General features: G+C 62.8%; 14 protein-coding genes and 1 pseudogene. 5 read left to right on the forward strand and 10 right to left on the reverse strand.

Annotation, left to right across the window (positions count from 1 at the left end; genetic code table 11):
• Positions 1-44: 44 nt before the first annotated feature.
• Complete coding sequence (locus QZ409_RS08295) at positions 45-977, reverse strand: tetratricopeptide repeat protein (protein ID WP_296709248.1); 933 nt, start codon at positions 975-977, stop codon at positions 45-47.
• Positions 978-1,358: 381 nt separating this feature from the next.
• Positions 1,359-3,179: an ABC transporter transmembrane domain-containing protein gene (locus QZ409_RS08300; protein ID WP_296709252.1), complete on the reverse strand. Its 1,821-nt coding sequence runs from the start codon at positions 3,177-3,179 to the stop codon at positions 1,359-1,361.
• Positions 3,180-3,423: 244 nt separating this feature from the next.
• Here QZ409_RS08300 and rpmE point away from each other — a divergent pair, with 244 nt between their 5' ends.
• Entirely contained in the window at positions 3,424-3,654 is a 231-nt protein-coding gene (rpmE, locus tag QZ409_RS08305) for a 50S ribosomal protein L31 (RefSeq protein WP_296709256.1), read from the forward strand.
• An 88-nt stretch (positions 3,655-3,742) separates the two neighbouring features.
• On the opposite strand, the gene QZ409_RS08310 is transcribed toward rpmE, so the two are convergent.
• Together QZ409_RS08310 and QZ409_RS08315 are read right to left on the reverse strand one after the other, a co-directional pair.
• Positions 3,743-4,315 carry a TIGR02281 family clan AA aspartic protease gene (locus QZ409_RS08310; RefSeq protein ID WP_296709257.1) on the reverse strand — a complete coding sequence of 191 codons (573 nt, stop codon included), beginning with the start codon at positions 4,313-4,315 and terminating at the stop codon, positions 3,743-3,745.
• Positions 4,316-4,391: 76 nt separating this feature from the next.
• The gene (locus QZ409_RS08315; RefSeq protein ID WP_296709286.1) at positions 4,392-4,844 is read right to left on the reverse strand and encodes a GatB/YqeY domain-containing protein; all 453 of its coding nucleotides are present in this window, start codon (positions 4,842-4,844) and stop codon (positions 4,392-4,394) included.
• Positions 4,845-4,983: 139 nt separating this feature from the next.
• Between QZ409_RS08315 and carA the strand changes: the two genes are divergently transcribed.
• A complete protein-coding gene (gene carA / locus QZ409_RS08320) occupies positions 4,984-6,177 on the forward strand; it encodes a glutamine-hydrolyzing carbamoyl-phosphate synthase small subunit (RefSeq protein ID WP_296709260.1) in 1,194 nt (397 codons plus the stop codon).
• Between the two features lies 1 nt (position 6,178).
• Here carA and QZ409_RS08325 read toward each other — a convergent pair whose 3' ends face one another.
• The gene (locus QZ409_RS08325; protein ID WP_296709262.1) at positions 6,179-6,718 is read right to left on the reverse strand and encodes a cysteine hydrolase family protein; all 540 of its coding nucleotides are present in this window, start codon (positions 6,716-6,718) and stop codon (positions 6,179-6,181) included.
• 124 nt (positions 6,719-6,842) lie between these two features.
• Between QZ409_RS08325 and QZ409_RS08330 the strand changes: the two genes are divergently transcribed.
• Positions 6,843-7,790, forward strand: a complete 948-nt coding sequence (locus QZ409_RS08330) for a helix-turn-helix domain-containing protein (protein WP_296709265.1) — start codon at positions 6,843-6,845, stop codon at positions 7,788-7,790.
• Positions 7,791-7,839: 49 nt separating this feature from the next.
• Here QZ409_RS08330 and QZ409_RS08335 read toward each other — a convergent pair.
• From QZ409_RS08335 to panB, 5 genes and pseudogenes are all read right to left on the reverse strand, one after another.
• A pseudogene (locus QZ409_RS08335) lies at positions 7,840-9,410 on the reverse strand (GMC family oxidoreductase).
• A 23-nt stretch (positions 9,411-9,433) separates the two neighbouring features.
• On the reverse strand, positions 9,434-9,910 hold the full coding sequence (locus QZ409_RS08340; RefSeq protein WP_296709291.1) for a gluconate 2-dehydrogenase subunit 3 family protein: 477 nt from the start codon (positions 9,908-9,910) through the stop codon (positions 9,434-9,436).
• Positions 9,911-10,092: 182 nt separating this feature from the next.
• A complete protein-coding gene (locus tag QZ409_RS08345) occupies positions 10,093-10,488 on the reverse strand; it encodes a VOC family protein (RefSeq protein ID WP_296709293.1) in 396 nt (131 codons plus the stop codon).
• 105 nt (positions 10,489-10,593) lie between these two features.
• Positions 10,594-10,887 carry a ribbon-helix-helix domain-containing protein gene (locus QZ409_RS08350; protein ID WP_296709267.1) on the reverse strand — a complete coding sequence of 98 codons (294 nt, stop codon included), beginning with the start codon at positions 10,885-10,887 and terminating at the stop codon, positions 10,594-10,596.
• Positions 10,888-11,101: 214 nt separating this feature from the next.
• Positions 11,102-11,923, reverse strand: a complete 822-nt coding sequence (panB, locus tag QZ409_RS08355; protein WP_296709270.1) for a 3-methyl-2-oxobutanoate hydroxymethyltransferase — start codon at positions 11,921-11,923, stop codon at positions 11,102-11,104.
• A 197-nt stretch (positions 11,924-12,120) separates the two neighbouring features.
• On the opposite strand from panB, the gene dnaG reads away from it, so the two are divergent.
• Together dnaG and rpoD are read left to right on the forward strand one after the other, a co-directional pair.
• Positions 12,121-14,019, forward strand: coding sequence for a DNA primase (dnaG, locus tag QZ409_RS08360; protein ID WP_296709274.1), 1,899 nt, complete (start codon positions 12,121-12,123; stop codon positions 14,017-14,019).
• A gap of 185 nt (positions 14,020-14,204) precedes the next feature.
• Positions 14,205-15,826: RNA polymerase sigma factor RpoD (rpoD, locus tag QZ409_RS08365; protein ID WP_296709277.1), on the forward strand; the 1,622-nt coding region annotated here is incomplete at its 3' end.

Consider the following 15,826-nt stretch of genomic DNA (forward strand, 5'->3'; position numbering starts at 1 on the left):
GAGGGGTCGGATCGGGGCTATCGTTTTGCTCTGCTTTAAGGCGCTCAGTCGAAAAGCGCGATTTCTGTCGTATTTTTGGCGTCCGTACACTTTGTCGTCGCTATTTTATTGGCGATCGCGACAGCTTGCGGCCACGGCGTATTATTAAAAGCCTGATCCTTGGTAAAATTGGTCATGCTGTATTTCGTTCCGATGGGCTGTCCACAATTTATAAGCGACATTGTTTTCATCAGCATTTTGAGCTGATACATGTCGAGGTTGGACAACACTTCCGTGACCTTCGTCTGTTCAAAATCGATACTCGCGATGATCTGTATCGCCGCCTTTTTCATGGTCTCGTCGCCATATTGCGCCGCCTTGCGAAACCAGTTCAACGCCTCGTCATGATCTTTCGCCACGCCTTTGCCATTGGCGTAAAGGACGCCGAGGGCGTATTGCGCATAGGCCCCATTCTGATCGGCCGCCTTGCGATACCAATTCATGGCCTCTTGATCGTCCTGAGGGACGCCGCGTCCCGCGCCCAACATGTAGCCGACATAAAACTGGCCAGTCGCATCGTCCTGATCGGCCGCTTGCTGAAATAGGCTCAAGGCCTGCTTGTCGTTGGGTTGAACGCCAAGGTCGCCGCTCAAGACGATGCTGCCGAGCGCCGATTCAGCCTTGGCGTAACCTTGCGCTGCGGAAAGGCCCTCCCATTTGAGCGCGCTCGCATTGTCCTGGTCGACGCCCAAGCCATATTTATAATGGGTCGCAAGGCCGTGCTGCGCCTTTGCATCGCCCTTTTCCGCAAGCGGTCTCAGGAGATTCAGGGAGGTCGCGTAATTTTTACTGGCGAATGCGGCCTCAGCCTCCGCGAGCGTTCCCGATGCAGCCGAGCCCGAGCTAAATATAACTTTTACGGGAACGACAAGCACAAGTCCGAGGCAAAGACCCATGCCGAGCGGCACGATCTTATCAGTTAAAATTCGACCAGACATGTTGAGGACCTATATTGAAACTTTTGCCTCTCGCAGGCATGTTTATCGCGCTCCATTCTTCAGGCAGTCACGATAATAATTATTTAAAGTTACATGTGCGTCTGGCTATTACGATTGTTATCGTTGCAATTTTGTTATTGCTTCTGTTGGTATTTCAGCGCTTGCGAATTTCCAACGATGGCGCTGTTTGGAAAAAGCCAATCAAGACAATGATGCTTTAACGCTCGTAAAGCGATTTTCGCCTTCGTCCGCATCGGACGACATCGCTGGCAAAAGCCTGCCGGCGAGCTTCCTATCGGCTGGCCCGCGATTTCGCGCCGAGCTGTCTTGGCCGGCTGCGCCTCGGATGCGGCGCTTCTCAATTCTTGCCTGAAACTTTGATCACTCAGCCGTCGCGGCTTCCAGCCCCTTCGCGCCGGCGTCGAATTGCAGCCGCGCCAGCCGCGCGTAAAGCCCGTCGGCGGCGACGAGTTCGGCATGGGTTCCCTGCTCGACGATCTGGCCGGACTCCATCACGAGAATGCGGTCGGCGGCCAATACTGTGGCGAGGCGGTGGGCGATGATGAGCGTGGTGCGGCCCTGCATCAGCCGGTCGAGCGCCTGCTGCACCAGAATTTCGTTTTCCGCGTCGAGCGCCGAGGTCGCCTCGTCGAGAAGCAGGATCGGCGCGTCCTTGAGAATGGCGCGGGCGATGGCGAGGCGCTGGCGCTGGCCGCCCGACAGGGTGACGCCGCGTTCGCCAAGCCGCGACGCGAAGCCCTGCGGCAAAGCGCGAATGAAATCCCCAGCCGCCGCGCGCTCGGCCGCCGTCTCGATCGCGGCGGGCGCGGCGTTCGGCGTCCCGTAGGCGATGTTCTCCGTGACTGAGCCCGAGAAGATCACCGGGTCCTGCGGCACCAGCGCGATGCGGCGGCGCAGTTCGGCCGGATCGACTTGCCTTGCGTCCACGCCATCGACGCAGACGCGACCGGAGACGGGATCGTAGAAGCGCATCAGCAATTGAAACAGAGTCGATTTGCCTGCGCCGGACGGCCCGACGATGGCGACCTTCTCGCCTGGCGCGATGGTGAAGGAGAGATTGTCGAATACTTTTTTGTCCGGCCGCGCGGGATAGGCGAAGCCGACGTCGTCGAAGGCGATTTCGCCGCGCGCGGGCTCGGGCAGTTTCTGCGGCTGCGCCGGGGCGGCGATGGTGGGAACTGTGGCCAGGATTTCGGAGAGGCGGCCGGCGGCGCCGGCGGCGGCGGAGATTTCGCTCCAGACTTCCGACAATTGCCCGAGCGAGCTCGCGCCGAGCACGGCGTAAAGCACGAATTGCGAAAGCTGGCCGCCTGTCATGCGTCCGGCGAGCACGTCATGGGCGCCGAGCCACAACACGCCAACCACGCTGGAAAAGGCGAGGAAGATGGCGAAGGCGGTGAGGAGCGCGCGGGCCTTGGTGGCGGCGCGGGCGGCGACATAAGCGCCCTCGGCGGCCTCGGCGAAGCGCTTTGTCGTGGCGGCCTCCGCGCCAAAGGCCTGCATGGTGCGCAGGGCCCCGAGATTTTCCCCCGCGAAGGCGCTGGCTTCGGCGAGCCGGTCCTGCGCGGCGCGCGAGCGGCCCCGCACCGAGCGTCCGGCCGTGACCAGCGGCACGACGATGATCGGAATGGCGATCAGCACCAGGGCCGATAATTTGGCGCTGGTGAAGATCATCAGGCCGGTCGCGCCGACGAACATGAACAGATTGCGCAAGGCGATCGAGGCCGAAGCGCCAAAGGCGGCTTTGAGCTGAGTGGTGTCGGCGGTGAGTCGCGACACCAGCTCGCCGGTCTGGGCAGTGTCGTAAAAGGCGGGGTCGAGCCGGGTCAAATGCGCGAAGACGTCTTCGCGCAGATCGGCGACGATGCGCTCGCCAAGCGTCATGACCAGGAAATAGCGCGCGGCGGAAGCCGCCGCGAGCAGGCCCACGACGCCGATCAGGATGACGAAATAGGAATTGACGACGCCGGCGTGATCTGTGGCGAAACCCCGGTCGATCATGCCGCGCACGGCGAGCGGCACCACCAGCGTCGCGGCGGACGCGACCGTCAGCGCGGCGAGCGCGCCCAGCGCCCAAGTGAGCCGCCTTCTGGCGTAGGGCAGGATGGGCGCGAGGGATTTCAGGGAATCGCGCGGCGAGCGTTTGGGCGTGGAGGCGTCGGTCATGGATGCGTCGGTCATGGCGCCTATATAAGACGTTGCGCGGGAAAACGCACGTTTTCGGCTGGCGAAATCAGGGGGGCGTCCTCTTGTTACGAAGGCTTGCCCTTGACGCCGCCAAGGCTTGCCCTTGTTACGCCGCCAAGGCTTGCTCTTGGACGCCGGCTGGTATAGAAGGCGGCCTTCCACTTTCCCGGCGCCGCGAGGCGTCGCTTTTCTGGGTTCCAAGGCGGCGTTCCGTCACGGAAACCGCAAGGTCGAAGCCATGAAATCCGATATCCATCCCGAATACCACACGATCAAGGTCGTCCTGACCAATGGGACCGAGTTCCTGACCCGCTCCACCTATGGCAAGGAGGGCGACACGCTGAATCTCGACATCGATCCCTCCACCCATCCGGCCTGGACCGGCGGCTCGCAGCAGCTGCTCGACCGTGGCGGCCGCCTGTCGCGCTTCAACTCGCGCTTCGCCGGCTTGTCCTTCGGCAAGAAGTGATCTGAGCGCTCGGAGACGGCTGCGCGTAAGCGCCGCCGAGCGGCCGCGCGGTCAAACGAAGAAAAGGCGGGCTTCTGGCCCGCCTTTTTCATTGCTTCATCAGGAAATGGCCGTCGGCGACCTGGAAGCTCGAGAGCTTGCGCAGAAAACTCATGCCGAGCAGGCTGATCCCGGTCTGGCCCGGCCTTGCGACGAGCGCCTCGACATTGCTCACGCTGATCTGTCCCACGCGAAGTTCGCGTAGGCGCGCGGGGGCTAGCAAGACGGTTCCGTTGGCGGTCTGCACGGCGGCGGTATAGGCCGAGGCGGGCGGATCGATATTGGCGGCGCGGGCGTCTTCCGCCGTCAGCATCACATGGCTCGCGCCAGTGTCGACCAAGGCGTGAATGCGCACGCCGTTGATCTCCATGTCGGTCGCATATTGCGCGTTGCGGTCCGGCGAAAGCTCGACCATGCCGTAGCCGGAATGAGAGGCGGGCCTCGCTGCGGGCGCAGGGAGGGCGGCGGGCGCCGGCTGGACGACGATCGTCTCGCGTTGTGGCGCGAGCGAAGCGCGAAGGGCGCTGCTGCCGCGCTCGAACCAGTGATCTTGCAGCGCTGCGACCGAAAGCAGGGCCACAAAGACCAGCGCGGCGACGATTTTCACGGTTTGCGCTAACATGGATATTGCTGCTCGATCTCGCGCAGGGCGCGCACGAGATCGAGCCTAACCGGCAAGAACTGCGGGATTGTTAAAATTATCCCGCCAATGCCGCCTTAACTAGGCCGCTGGCCTTGCCGAAATCCATCTTGCCGGCGTAACGCGCCTTCAATTGCGCGATCACCTTGCCCATGTCCTTGATCGAGGCGGCGCCGGTTTCGGCGATGGCGGCCTGAATCGCGGCGGCGACATCGGCGTCGTTCATCTGCTGTGGCAAGAAGGTGGCGATCACCGCGATTTCTTCGCGCTCCTGCGCGGCGAGTTCGGGGCGGCCATTCTTGTCGTAGATCTCCATCGATTCCTGGCGGCTCTTCACCAGTTTCTGCAGGAGGGCGAGAATGTCGTCCTCGCTCACCTCCTTGCCGGCGCCGCGCGCCTCGATGTCCTTGTCCTTCAGCGCGGCGGTGATCATGCGGATGGTCTCGACGCGGCGTTTTTCGCCGGCCTTCATGGCCAGTTTGAGTTCGGAAGTGAATTGTTCGCGCAGCATGATCTGTTCCTGTCTTTCCGCCATTCCGCGAAAGCCGCGCGCAAAACTTGCGCCGGGGGCTTAAGCCTCTTAAATGCAGACGGCCGGGACGGCCGCTCCGAGGGGCGGCTCGTTCGCGCAGATTTTTAGAGTGGTCGCGATGCAGGATCAAGCCAAACAACAAGGATGGGCCAAGCCCCTCGCCACCGCCGTGCTGGTCATGGCGGACGGGACGGTAATCGAGGGCGTCGGATTCGGCGCGCCCGGCAAGGCCGTGGGCGAGGTCTGCTTCAATACGGCCATGACCGGCTATCAGGAGGTTCTCACCGATCCGTCCTATGCCGGGCAGATCGTGACCTTCACTTTTCCCCATATCGGCAATGTCGGCGCCAATGACGAGGACATCGAGACGGTGGATTTCGAGCGCGTCCATGGCGCGCGCGGGCTGATCGTGCAGGCGCCGGTTACGGGGCCGTCGAATTTTCGCGCGCAGCTTGGCCTCGACGCCTGGCTGAAAGCGCGCGGAATCATCGGGCTGGCCGGGATCGACACCCGCGCCCTGACGGTCTTGATCCGCGAAAAGGGCATGCCCAATGCGGTCATCGCCTATGATCCTGACGGCAAGTTTGATCTGGACGCGCTGAAGGCGGAAGCGGCGGGCTGGCCGGGAATCGACGGCATGGACCTCGTGCCTGGCGTTACGGCGCAAAAGGACTATGGCTGGACCGAGACCACATGGAAGCTAGGCTCGGGCTATGGCGTGCAAGACGGGACGCGCCTCAAGGTGGTGGCGCTCGATTTCGGCGTGAAGCGCAATATCCTGCGCCTGCTGGCGGAAGCCGGCTGCGATGTGAAGGTGGTTCCGGCGACGGCCAGCGCCGAGGACATTCTCGCGCTCAAGCCAGATGGAATCTTCCTCTCCAATGGCCCCGGCGACCCGGCCGAGACCGGCAAATACGCCGTGCCGACCATCCGCAAGATCCTTGAGGCGAAGATCCCGACCTTCGGCATTTGCCTTGGGCACCAGATGATGGCGCTCGCCGTCGGCGCGAAAACGATGAAGATGAGCCAGGGCCATCACGGCGCCAATCATCCGGTCAAGGATTTCACCACCGACAAGGTCGAGATCGTCTCGATGAATCACGGTTTCGCCGTCGATCCCGACAGCCTGCCGGACAATGCCGTCGAGACGCACAAGTCCCTGTTTGATGGCTCCAATTGCGGCATTGCGCTGACCGACCGCCCGGCCTTTTCGGTGCAGCACCATCCCGAGGCCTCGCCCGGCCCGCAGGACAGCCATTATCTCTTCGCGCGTTTCGTCGAGATGATGGAGAAGCGCAAGGCCCTGGCGTAACTCACGCCGCCCGGGCGGCGAACGCGTCGGCGGCGGGCGTCAGCGCCAGCCGCGTCGCGACTGCGTTGAGCGCGATCTTGTGCAGGATTTCGCTGACCGTCGTGCAGCAATCGGGCAGGATCGCGACCTGATATGTCTCGGCCGCCTTCGAGATCGCGGTGTGGGTCACGCAGTTCTGGGTCATCATGCCGCAGATGAGCAGTTCATTGACGCCCAACTCGCGCAGCGTCGATTCCAGCGACGTCTGGAAAAAAGCGTCGGCGTGGCTCTTGGTCACGATCGGGGCGTTCGGCGCAGCGGCCTTGATGCGGGGATGAAGTTCGACGCCTTCCGAGCCCGCGTTGAAAAAGGGGGCGGGTCCTTTGGCGGAATCCGCGACATGCTGCACGAGAATGACCGGAATTTTGCGCGCCTGCGCTTCGGCTATGGCCTGCTCGATATTGGCCAGCGCGCCTTCGGCGTTCCACAGAGGAAATTTGCCGCCAGGAAAATAGTCGTTCTGGATGTCGATGACGATCAGGGCGGCTTTGCGGGCTGACATTGCGTTCTCTCCGGGTTGCGATTGAGGAGGTGATTTTCTTCGCCTTGCGCCGCGCCAGCTAGTGACCCGAATGACAATATCCGGTAGGATCAGGCCAATCCCTTTCTGGTGGTCCGAGCCCTTGATGCACCAGCCCGTGATCGCCGTCGTCGCCTTCGACCGGATCAGCCCTTTCCATCTGTCGGTGCCCTGCGTGGTGTTCGGCGACCCGCATCCGGGCGCGCCATTGTTCCAGCTGCGGGTTTGCGCCGCTGAGCCGGGGCCTTTGCGCACCACGGCCGGTTTCGAGATTTCAACCGAACTTGGCGTGGCAGCCCTGGACGACGCCGACATGATCATCGTCCCGAGCTGGCGCGATCCATCAGAGCGGCCGCCGCAGGAGTTGTTGGATCGGCTGGCGGGGGCGCATCGGCGCGGTGCGCGAATCGTCGGCCTGTGCCTTGGGGCCTATGTCCTGGCGGAAGCCGGGCTGCTCGACGGGCGGCGCGCCACCACACACTGGGCCTATGCGGAGGACTTCGCCCGCCGTTTTCCCGAAGTGAAGGTCGATGTCGACGTCCTCTATGTCGAGGACGGTTCGCTGGTGACCTCGGCGGGCACGGCGGCGGGAATCGACTGCTGCCTGCATTTGCTGCGGCAGGGCTATGGCGCCGAGGCGGCCAATCGCGTGGCGCGACGGCTGGTCGTTCCGCCCCATCGGCAGGGCGGCCAGGCCCAATATATCGAACAGCCCTTGCCCCGGACAGCGCGGGAGTCCCGCCTGTCCGGGCTGATCGACTGGGTGCGGGCCAATCTGCAAGCGCCGCACGATCTGGATAGTATCGCCGCGCGCGCAATGATCAGCCGCCGCAGTTTCACGCGGCGCTTTCGCCAACTAACCGGCATGACCTTCGGCGACTGGCTGATTGGCGAGCGCCTGTCGCTGACGCAACGCCTGCTCGAAAGCACGGATCACTCGGTCGATTTCATCGCGGAACAAGCGGGCTTCGGGTCGCCGGAGTCCCTGCGCAGCCATTTCCGGGCGGCGTTCGGGCTTTCGCCGACCCAATGGCGGCGCAATTTCAAAGGCTGAGCCGCTTATGGCGTCGGCGGGTCAGCGCCTCCGTTCGTGGATTTACGCATCAAATCGCCCGGGCGTTCATTTGCGCGGCGATATATTCGGCCTGTCTTATCGCCAGGGCGACAATGGTCAGGGTCGGATTTTCCGCCCCGCCGGTCGTGAACTGGCTTCCGTCCGAGACGAACAGATTCTTGATGTCGTGGGTCTGGCCCCATTTGTTGACGACGCCGTCGCGCGGCTTCTCGCTCATCCGGTTCGTCCCGAGATTATGGGTCGAGGGATAAGGCGGGGTCGGAAGCGTCCTGATCGCTCCAACGGATTCATAGAGCTTTTTCCCCTGCGCATAGGCGTGGTTGCGCATGGCGACGTCATTGGGATGATCGTCGAAATGGACGTCCGCGACCGGCAGGCCGAACTTGTCCTTGACTGTCGGACTGAGGGTGACGCGATTGCGTTCCTGCGGCATGTCCTCGCCGACGATCCACATGCCGGCCATGTTCGGATAGTCGTCCATGGCGCTGGTGAAGGACCGGCCCCAGGCGCCCGGATCGAGGAAGGCCGCCATGAAGGGAATGCCCAGCGACAGCGTCTCCAGTTCATAGCCGCCGACGAAGCCGCGCGACGGATCATTGCGCCCCTCGTCGCGGATCACGCCGGCCATGGTCGTGCCGCGAAACATGTGGACGGGCTTTTCGAACACGCCATAGACCGAGCCGGTGACGTGACGCATGTAATTGCGGCCCACTTGGCCCGACGAATTGGCCAGGCCGTCCGGATATTTCGGCGAAGCGGAATTGAGCAGCAGCCGGGGGCTCTCGATGGAATTGCCGGCGACGCAAACGACGCGCGCCTTCTGGCGCTGCTGGTTTCCGTCCTTGTCGACATAGACCACGGCGCTGACCTTGCCGCCGTCATCATGCTCGATTCGCAGCACGCGCGATTCCGGGCGCACTTCCATCTTGCCGGTCGCTTCGCCCTTCGGGATTTCCGTGTAGAGCGTGGACCATTTCGCGCCCCATTTGCAGCCCTGGAAGCAGAAGCCGGTCTGCTGGCAGGAATTGCGATTGTCGCGCTCGACCGAATTGATCGCCATATGGCCGGTATTGCATTCCTTGTAGCCGAGCTTGTCGGCGCCGGCCTTGAACACCTTGAAATTATTGTTGCCGGGCAGGCCGGCAGGCCATTGGTCCTGGTCACGCCCATCTTGTCCTCGGCGCGGGCGTAGAAGGGCTCGATATCCTCCAGCGTGATCGGCCAGTCCAGCAGATTGGCGCCGTCGATCTTGCCATAGGTCGTCAGGGCCTTGAATTCATGGGGCTGCAAGCGCAGCGACGCGCCCGCCCAATGGGTCGTCGTGCCGCCCACCGCCTTGACGATCCAGGCCGGCAGGTTGGGGAAGTTCTTGGCCACCCGCCAGGTTCCGGAGGTCGTGCGGGCGTCGGTCCAGGCGAGCTGGGCGAAGCTCGCCCATTCGTCATTGACGAAATCCTCGATCGTATGCCGGGCGCCCGCTTCGAGCACAACGACATTCACTCCCTTTTGGGCCAGTTCATTGCCAAGCGTTCCGCCGCCGGCGCCCGAGCCAATGATGACAACCACATTGTCGTCATTGAGATTGAATTTCGCAGCCATGGTCCTCTCCCAAATCCTGTCGTTCACAACCAGTCGAGGTCGTCGAAGCCGCGATGGATGTAGCCGCCTTTGGAATAGGACTCGCCCTCATAGCCGAAGATCGGCCAGATCTCCTGCTGATTGTAGAGCGAGACGACCAGCGTCGAGCGCACTGTCTCGAACATGGGCGTGCCGGAGATCTTGTTGAGCAAGGCGACGCGATCGGCCTCCCAGCCGGTTCCGACATAGCCGCCGGGGCCGGCGAGCGCGTTCAGTTCGGCGACGCCCTTCTCGAACATTTCCTTCTGGGCAGGATCGGCGGCGGCCTTCTCGTCGAAGGGCTTGGCTGCGATCGCGTAATAGCGGTCGGCGATCCGGTCATGGGGATAGATGTCGCGCGACATGAGGATCAGCGTCTTCATGGTTTCGGGTTGCAGCCCCTTGACCTCCAGCCCCCAGGCTTCGGTGGCGCTGATCAGCGCGCCGCCGGAACTGACGGCGACGGCGGCGGCGAAAGCCATTTCCGACGACCGCCGCAGGAACAGGCGTCGACTAGGCGAATGGGGCGCGTGAGCGCCGTGATGTCCGAGCATTTGTGTCCTCCCTCGCGATTTTTTTGTTTGTTTCGTCGCGGCCCGTTCGCGGGCTTCTCCGACGCCAATGGCGGACGCGACAAAGCCGCGCCCCCTCAATTCAACAAGCCTTACCGGTAATGGCCGTGGCGCTGCAGCACTTCGTATTTGTAGCCGTCCGGGTCCTGCACGAAGAAAAAACGCGCGATCAGGTTCCCGTCCGGCGCAAATTCCTTGATGTCGAGCGGGTTGAGGCCGAGGCTCTGAAAGCGCGCATGTTCGGCTGAAAGATCGTCCACCACGAAGGCGATATGGCCATAGCCTTCGCCATGCGAATAGGGCTCGGTCCGGTCCTTGTTGACCGTGAGTTCGATCTCGAAATCGGCTTCGGGATTGCGCAGATAGATCAGGGTGAAGCTGGGAAAATCCAGCCGGCTGGACACCCTCAGCCCGAAGGCCTTGTCGTAAAAATCAAGCGACCGCTGTTCGTCGAGAACGCGGATCATGGCGTGGATCGCCTTCGCCATCATTTGCCTTTCCTTCCTTGCCGCGCGGGGCGCGCCCTGAAGAAAGACTAGCCGCAGGCTGATGCGGCGGGTGGTATTCCAATGTTACGAATCGTGAGAAATTTGTCAGGCGACCCGCCGCCGGTCGAGCGCCGCATTGGGTCCATTTTCCAATGCGACAATGCAGATGCAGCGCAGATGGGACGTGAAATTCGCCACCTCTCCCCACAAGTTAAGCACCTCGCCATGCAAGGTTGAAATGAAGCGGGGCACGCTCATGTCCTGCTCGCGAGCGATTTGTTCGAGGATGCGCCAGAACATTTTTTCCAGGCGGATACTGGTCGATTGCCCGTTCAGCCGGATCGAGCGCGTCTCGAAGGCGTAAGAATCCGGATGTTGGTTGGCGAAAAAAGGGCACATCTTTTCCTCCCTTGCGGCGGCGGTCCTTTTGGTTGGAGCCCGGTCGTCACGCGAAGGCCGCGTGACGCCGTTCTTTCCGTCTCGTCCAGATTAAACGCCCACGGCGTCATGACAAGAGCGGCGACTCGTCCAAAGATATCAAGGAGGAAAGGAGCCATTTTTCCGAAGCGAGGCTGTTCGTGCCGCCGGAAAGAGAATGGATCCCGCCGCGAGCTCAGCTTTGCCGTTCGAGGATTTCGGCCTCGAACTGCGCGAGCGCCTCTGCCGGCATGGCCGAGCAATTGGCCATGGTCGGGAAGTCTCGCGCCCGCACGTCGAGCAGATAGGCGGCGGAGGCCTCCCGCATCGCCGCGCCCACCTCCGCGTAGCGGCGGTTGTGACGGAAATTCCTGTCGCCATAGCCCAGCACATCGGGGAACACGAGCACCTGGCCGTCGGTCGCCGGGCCGGCGCCGATGCCGATGGTCGGCGCCTTGATCGCGCGCGTCACGGCGGCGGCAAGCTCCGCCGGGACCAGCTCCAGCACCAGCATGAACGCGCCGGCGTCGTCGAGCGCCTTGGCGTCCTCGAATATCCGCGAGGCCTCCTCGAAACTCTTGCCGTGCACGCGCTTCTCGCAACGTTGCGGCTCGAAGCCGAGATGGCCGCAGACCGGAATGCCGGAAGTGGCCAGAACCTGCACCAGTTCCGGGTGGGCGCCTTCGAATTTTACGGCGTCCGCGCCCGCCTGCTGCAGGAATTTGGCGCTGGCGACCGCCTGTTCCGGCGAATCATAGGTGGCGAAGGGCAGGTCGGCGATGACGATGGTATCGGGCGCGCCGCGCCGCACCGCGCGGGTGTGATGCGCCATATCGGCCAGCGTCACCTCGCGCTCGCTGGCGTAGCCCAGAATATTCACGCCGACGCTGTCGCCGACGAGGATCACATCAATCTCCGCCTGTTGCTGCGCCCGCGCTTGCGGCGCGTCATAGGCGGTGAGCATGGCGATTTTCTCGCCATTACGCTTCATCTCGGCAAATCTGGCTAAAGAGCGCATGCAAACTCTCTCGTTTCCCCCGGCCGCGTTGTCGGCGGCCACCCTCTATCTGTCTCTATTTCGCGAGTCCACAAGATGGCGGTCAGGCGGTTTTTGCGTGACCGCCCTGTGGATAGCGGCGACAATTGCGCCGGGTCAATTGCGCGCTTGGGTCGGCGTCCCCATTTGTAAGGCTGCGCGCCTATGCTCGGAACAATATGAAATTTCCGCCGTCCTTCCTCGATGAGATACGGGCGCGGCTTCCTTTGTCGGAAGTCGTGGGGCAAAGCGTGAAACTCAAGAAGGAAGGACGCGAATTTCGCGGCCTGTCGCCCTTCAACGCCGAAAAGACGCCCTCCTTCTATGTAAATGACCAGAAGGGCTTCTATTACGACTTTTCCGCCGGCAAGAACGGCGACCATTTCAATTTCCTGATGGAAACCCAGGGCATCGGTTTTCCCGAGGCGGTGGAGCGGCTCGCGGGAATGGCGGGCCTGGCCATGCCGGTCGCCACGCCTGAGGCCGCCGCGGCGGAAAAAAGACGCGCTACCACGCTCGAATCGCTGGAGATGGCGGCGGATTTTTTTGAGCGCCAGCTTCGCGGCGCTTCCGGCGCCAAGGCCCGCGCCTATCTCACTGAACGTGGCCTCGACGCCGAGGCGCGCGAAAAATTCCGGCTCGGCTATGCGCCCGCCGAACGCTTCGCCCTGCGCGATTATCTCGCCGGCAAGGGCTGTTCCGCTGAAACCATGATCGAGGCCGGGCTGCTCACCCATGGCCCCGATATCGCCGTCCCCTATGATTTCTTTCGCGACCGGCTGATGTTCCCGATCTGCGACCGCTCGGGCCGGGTGATCGCCTTCGGCGGCCGCGCGCTCGCCAAGGACGTGCAACCCAAATACAAGAATTCGGCGGAAACGTCGCTGTTTCACAAGGGATCGAACCTTTACAACCTGCACAACGCCCGCAAGGCGGCGCATGAGCGCGGCACGGTGGTGGCGGTGGAAGGCTATGTGGACGTCATTTCCATGAGCCTCGCCGGCTGCCCCCATGTCGTCGCGGGGCTGGGCACGGCCTTGACGGCGGATCAGTGCGAGTTGCTGTGGAAGATGGCGGAGGAGCCGATTCTCTGTTTCGACGGCGACAAGGCGGGGCGCAAGGCGGCCTTCCGTGCTTTGGACACCGCTCTGCCCCTGATCGCGGCGGGCCGCAGCCTGCGCTTCGCTTTGCTCCCCGAGGGCCAGGACCCGGACGATCTCGCCCGCGCCGGGGGGCGCGAGGCGGTCGAGGCCGTGCTAGCCTCCGCCAAGCCGCTGGTGGAAATGCTTTTTCTGCGCGAGGCCGAGGCCCAGGCGCTCGACACGCCGGAGCGGCGCGCGGGACTGGAGCGCCGCTTGCGCGAAGCGGCAAGCCAGATCCGCGATGAAAACCTGCGCCGGCATTATTTCGACGATCTGCGCGACAGGCTGGCGAATCTGTTCGGCCGATCACGTCCGCCCGCCAACAGCGGCGGCTTTTCGCGCGGCGGACGTTCGTTCGGACGCGAGGCGGGGACGCGCGCGCCGCTCGCCGCGAGCCAGGCCCTGCTGCAAACGAGCCTGTTTTCAGCCCCGAGGGAGGCCGCCGCGCCGCGCGAGAATCTGATTCTCACGCTGCTTATCAATCATCCAGGCCTGCTTGCCCGCCATGCCGAGGATATTGCGCGGCTCGACTTCGCCGGCGCGACCGGCAAGAAGCTGCGCGACGCCCTGCTCGGGCTGGTCGAGCCGGACCTTGCGCCGCATGATTTGCGCGACATGCTGGTCGCGCGCGGATTCGGCCCGCAAATCGAGGCTTTATCGCGCGACGCCACAATTTCGACATTGTGGTGCGTAAGGCCGGAGGCCCATGAAAATGACGCGGACGAGGTTCTGCGGCAGGCTCTGGCCTTGCATCACAAACAACGGGCGTTAAATAGGGAACTGCGGCAGGCGGAAATGGTTCTTGCTCAAGAGCCTTCAGAGGCCAATCTCGCGTTTCTCGCTGATATCAAGGCGCAATTATCGGCGCTGGAGGGCGTTGAAGCCTCGATTGAAGGGTTCGGAGCGCGTTCGGGCCGGGAAGAAAAGTCCGTTTGAGGATATATTCCCGCGCCTTTCCTTGGGGCGTTCTTTGGGACGTTCGTTGGGGCGCGTCCGGGAATTGAGTTTCGATAGAAACGCCACGCTTTGGTTAAGCGGACGTTAAAACTTTCCACGCACCTTGCCCTCCGGCGGCTGATTCGCTAGGGCATGCGCACGTGTTTTTGCGGTTTGGAGTCAACATGGCGAAAAAAGACGACGCGAAGCCGGAAGGCGAAGCCGGGGTTGCCGAGGCGACCGATAGCCCCTTGCTCGATCTCTCCGACGCCGCCGTCAAGCGCATGATGAAGCTCGCCAAGAAGCGGGGCTTCGTCACCTATGCCGAACTGAACGCCGTTCTGCCGTCCGAGGAAGTCACCTCGGACCAGATCGAGGACGTCTACGCCGTTTTGAACGAGATGGGCATTAACGTCATCGAGGCTGAGGAAGCCGACGAGACAGAGGAAGAGGCTGGCGCGGAAGAAGAGGAAGCCGAGGGCGGCGACCTGGTCGAGCCCGTCGCGGCCAAGGCCGTTGCGACGCGTTCGTCCGAGCCCGCCGACCGCACCGACGATCCCGTGCGCATGTATCTGCGCGAGATGGGTTCGGTCGAGCTGCTGTCGCGCGAAGGCGAAATCGCGATCGCCAAGCGCATCGAAGCCGGGCGCGAGGCGATGATCGCCGGCCTGTGTGAAAGCCCGCTGACCTTCCAGGCCATTATCATCTGGCGTGACGAACTGGTCGAAAACAAGGTTCTGCTGCGCGAAATCATCGATCTCGAAGCCACTTATTCCGGCCCGGCGACCGCCGCGACAGATGAGACAGCCGAGGGCGAGGGAGAAGGCGAAGCCGCGGTTGTCCCGGGAGCCGAAGCCGAGGCCGAGGTCGAGGCGCCCTCCACCGCGCCGCGCAATCCCCCCGCCGGGCTCGACGAGCCGCCCGTTCCCGAGGACGCCTTCGAGGAAGACGACGATCTCGATAATTCAGTCTCGCTCTCCGCGATGGAGACGGAGCTGAAGCCCAAGGTTCTGGAAACCTTCGACCGCGTCGCCGACGCCTACAAGAAGCTGCGGCGGCTGCAGGACCAGAATGTCGAGAACAAGCTCAAGAACGAGGCCCTGACCCCGGCGCAGGAGCGCAAGTACAAGGCGCTCAAGAAGGATATCGTCGCCGACGTCAAGTCGCTGTCGCTCAACCAGAACCGCATCGACGCGCTGGTCGAGCAGCTTTACGACATCAACCGCCGCCTGATCGGGCTTGAGACCAAGCTGCTGCGCCTGTCGGAAAGCTTCGGCGTGTCGCGCGAGGATTTCCTCAAGAACTATCACGGGTCGGAGCTCGATCCGAAATGGCTGCTGCGCGTGTCCAAACTCGGCGCGCGGGGCTGGAAGGACTTTGTCGCCAACGCCAAGGACGACATTCACGACCTGCGCGGCGACATCCATGCGCTGGCGACTGAAACCGGCCTGGAGATCCTGGAATTCCGCAAGATCGTCCATATGGTGCAGAAGGGCGAGCGCGAGGCCCGTCAGGCCAAGAAGGAAATGGTCGAGGCCAACCTGCGCCTCGTCATCTCCATCGCCAAGAAATACACCAATCGCGGCCTGCAATTCCTCGACCTGATTCAGGAAGGCAATATCGGCCTGATGAAGGCGGTCGATAAGTTCGAATATCGTCGCGGCTACAAGTTCTCGACCTATGCCACCTGGTGGATTCGCCAGGCCATCACCCGCTCCATCGCGGACCAGGCGCGCACCATCCGCATCCCGGTGCATATGAACGAGACCATCAACAAGATCGTCCGCACCTCGCGACAGATGCTGCA

The sequence above is a fragment of the Rhodoblastus sp. genome (assembly GCF_019449565.1).
Classification (GTDB): Bacteria; Pseudomonadota; Alphaproteobacteria; order Rhizobiales; family Beijerinckiaceae; genus Rhodoblastus.

What these genes read in the sequence shown, in the direction of transcription:
- QZ409_RS08295 (WP_296709248.1), bottom strand. Translation starts at nt 977, where the DNA reads ATGTCTGGTCGAATTTTAACTGATAAGATCGTGCCGCTCGGCATGGGT.
- QZ409_RS08300 (WP_296709252.1), bottom strand. Translation starts at nt 3,179, where the DNA reads ATGACCGACGCATCCATGACCGACGCCTCCACGCCCAAACGCTCGCCG.
- rpmE (WP_296709256.1), top strand. Translation starts at nt 3,424, where the DNA reads ATGAAATCCGATATCCATCCCGAATACCACACGATCAAGGTCGTCCTG.
- QZ409_RS08310 (WP_296709257.1), bottom strand. Translation starts at nt 4,315, where the DNA reads ATGTTAGCGCAAACCGTGAAAATCGTCGCCGCGCTGGTCTTTGTGGCC.
- QZ409_RS08315 (WP_296709286.1), bottom strand. Translation starts at nt 4,844, where the DNA reads ATGCTGCGCGAACAATTCACTTCCGAACTCAAACTGGCCATGAAGGCC.
- carA (WP_296709260.1), top strand. Translation starts at nt 4,984, where the DNA reads ATGCAGGATCAAGCCAAACAACAAGGATGGGCCAAGCCCCTCGCCACC.
- QZ409_RS08325 (WP_296709262.1), bottom strand. Translation starts at nt 6,718, where the DNA reads ATGTCAGCCCGCAAAGCCGCCCTGATCGTCATCGACATCCAGAACGAC.
- QZ409_RS08330 (WP_296709265.1), top strand. Translation starts at nt 6,843, where the DNA reads ATGCACCAGCCCGTGATCGCCGTCGTCGCCTTCGACCGGATCAGCCCT.
- QZ409_RS08340 (WP_296709291.1), bottom strand. Translation starts at nt 9,910, where the DNA reads ATGGCTTTCGCCGCCGCCGTCGCCGTCAGTTCCGGCGGCGCGCTGATC.
- QZ409_RS08345 (WP_296709293.1), bottom strand. Translation starts at nt 10,488, where the DNA reads ATGGCGAAGGCGATCCACGCCATGATCCGCGTTCTCGACGAACAGCGG.
- QZ409_RS08350 (WP_296709267.1), bottom strand. Translation starts at nt 10,887, where the DNA reads ATGTGCCCTTTTTTCGCCAACCAACATCCGGATTCTTACGCCTTCGAG.
- panB (WP_296709270.1), bottom strand. Translation starts at nt 11,923, where the DNA reads ATGCGCTCTTTAGCCAGATTTGCCGAGATGAAGCGTAATGGCGAGAAA.
- dnaG (WP_296709274.1), top strand. Translation starts at nt 12,121, where the DNA reads ATGAAATTTCCGCCGTCCTTCCTCGATGAGATACGGGCGCGGCTTCCT.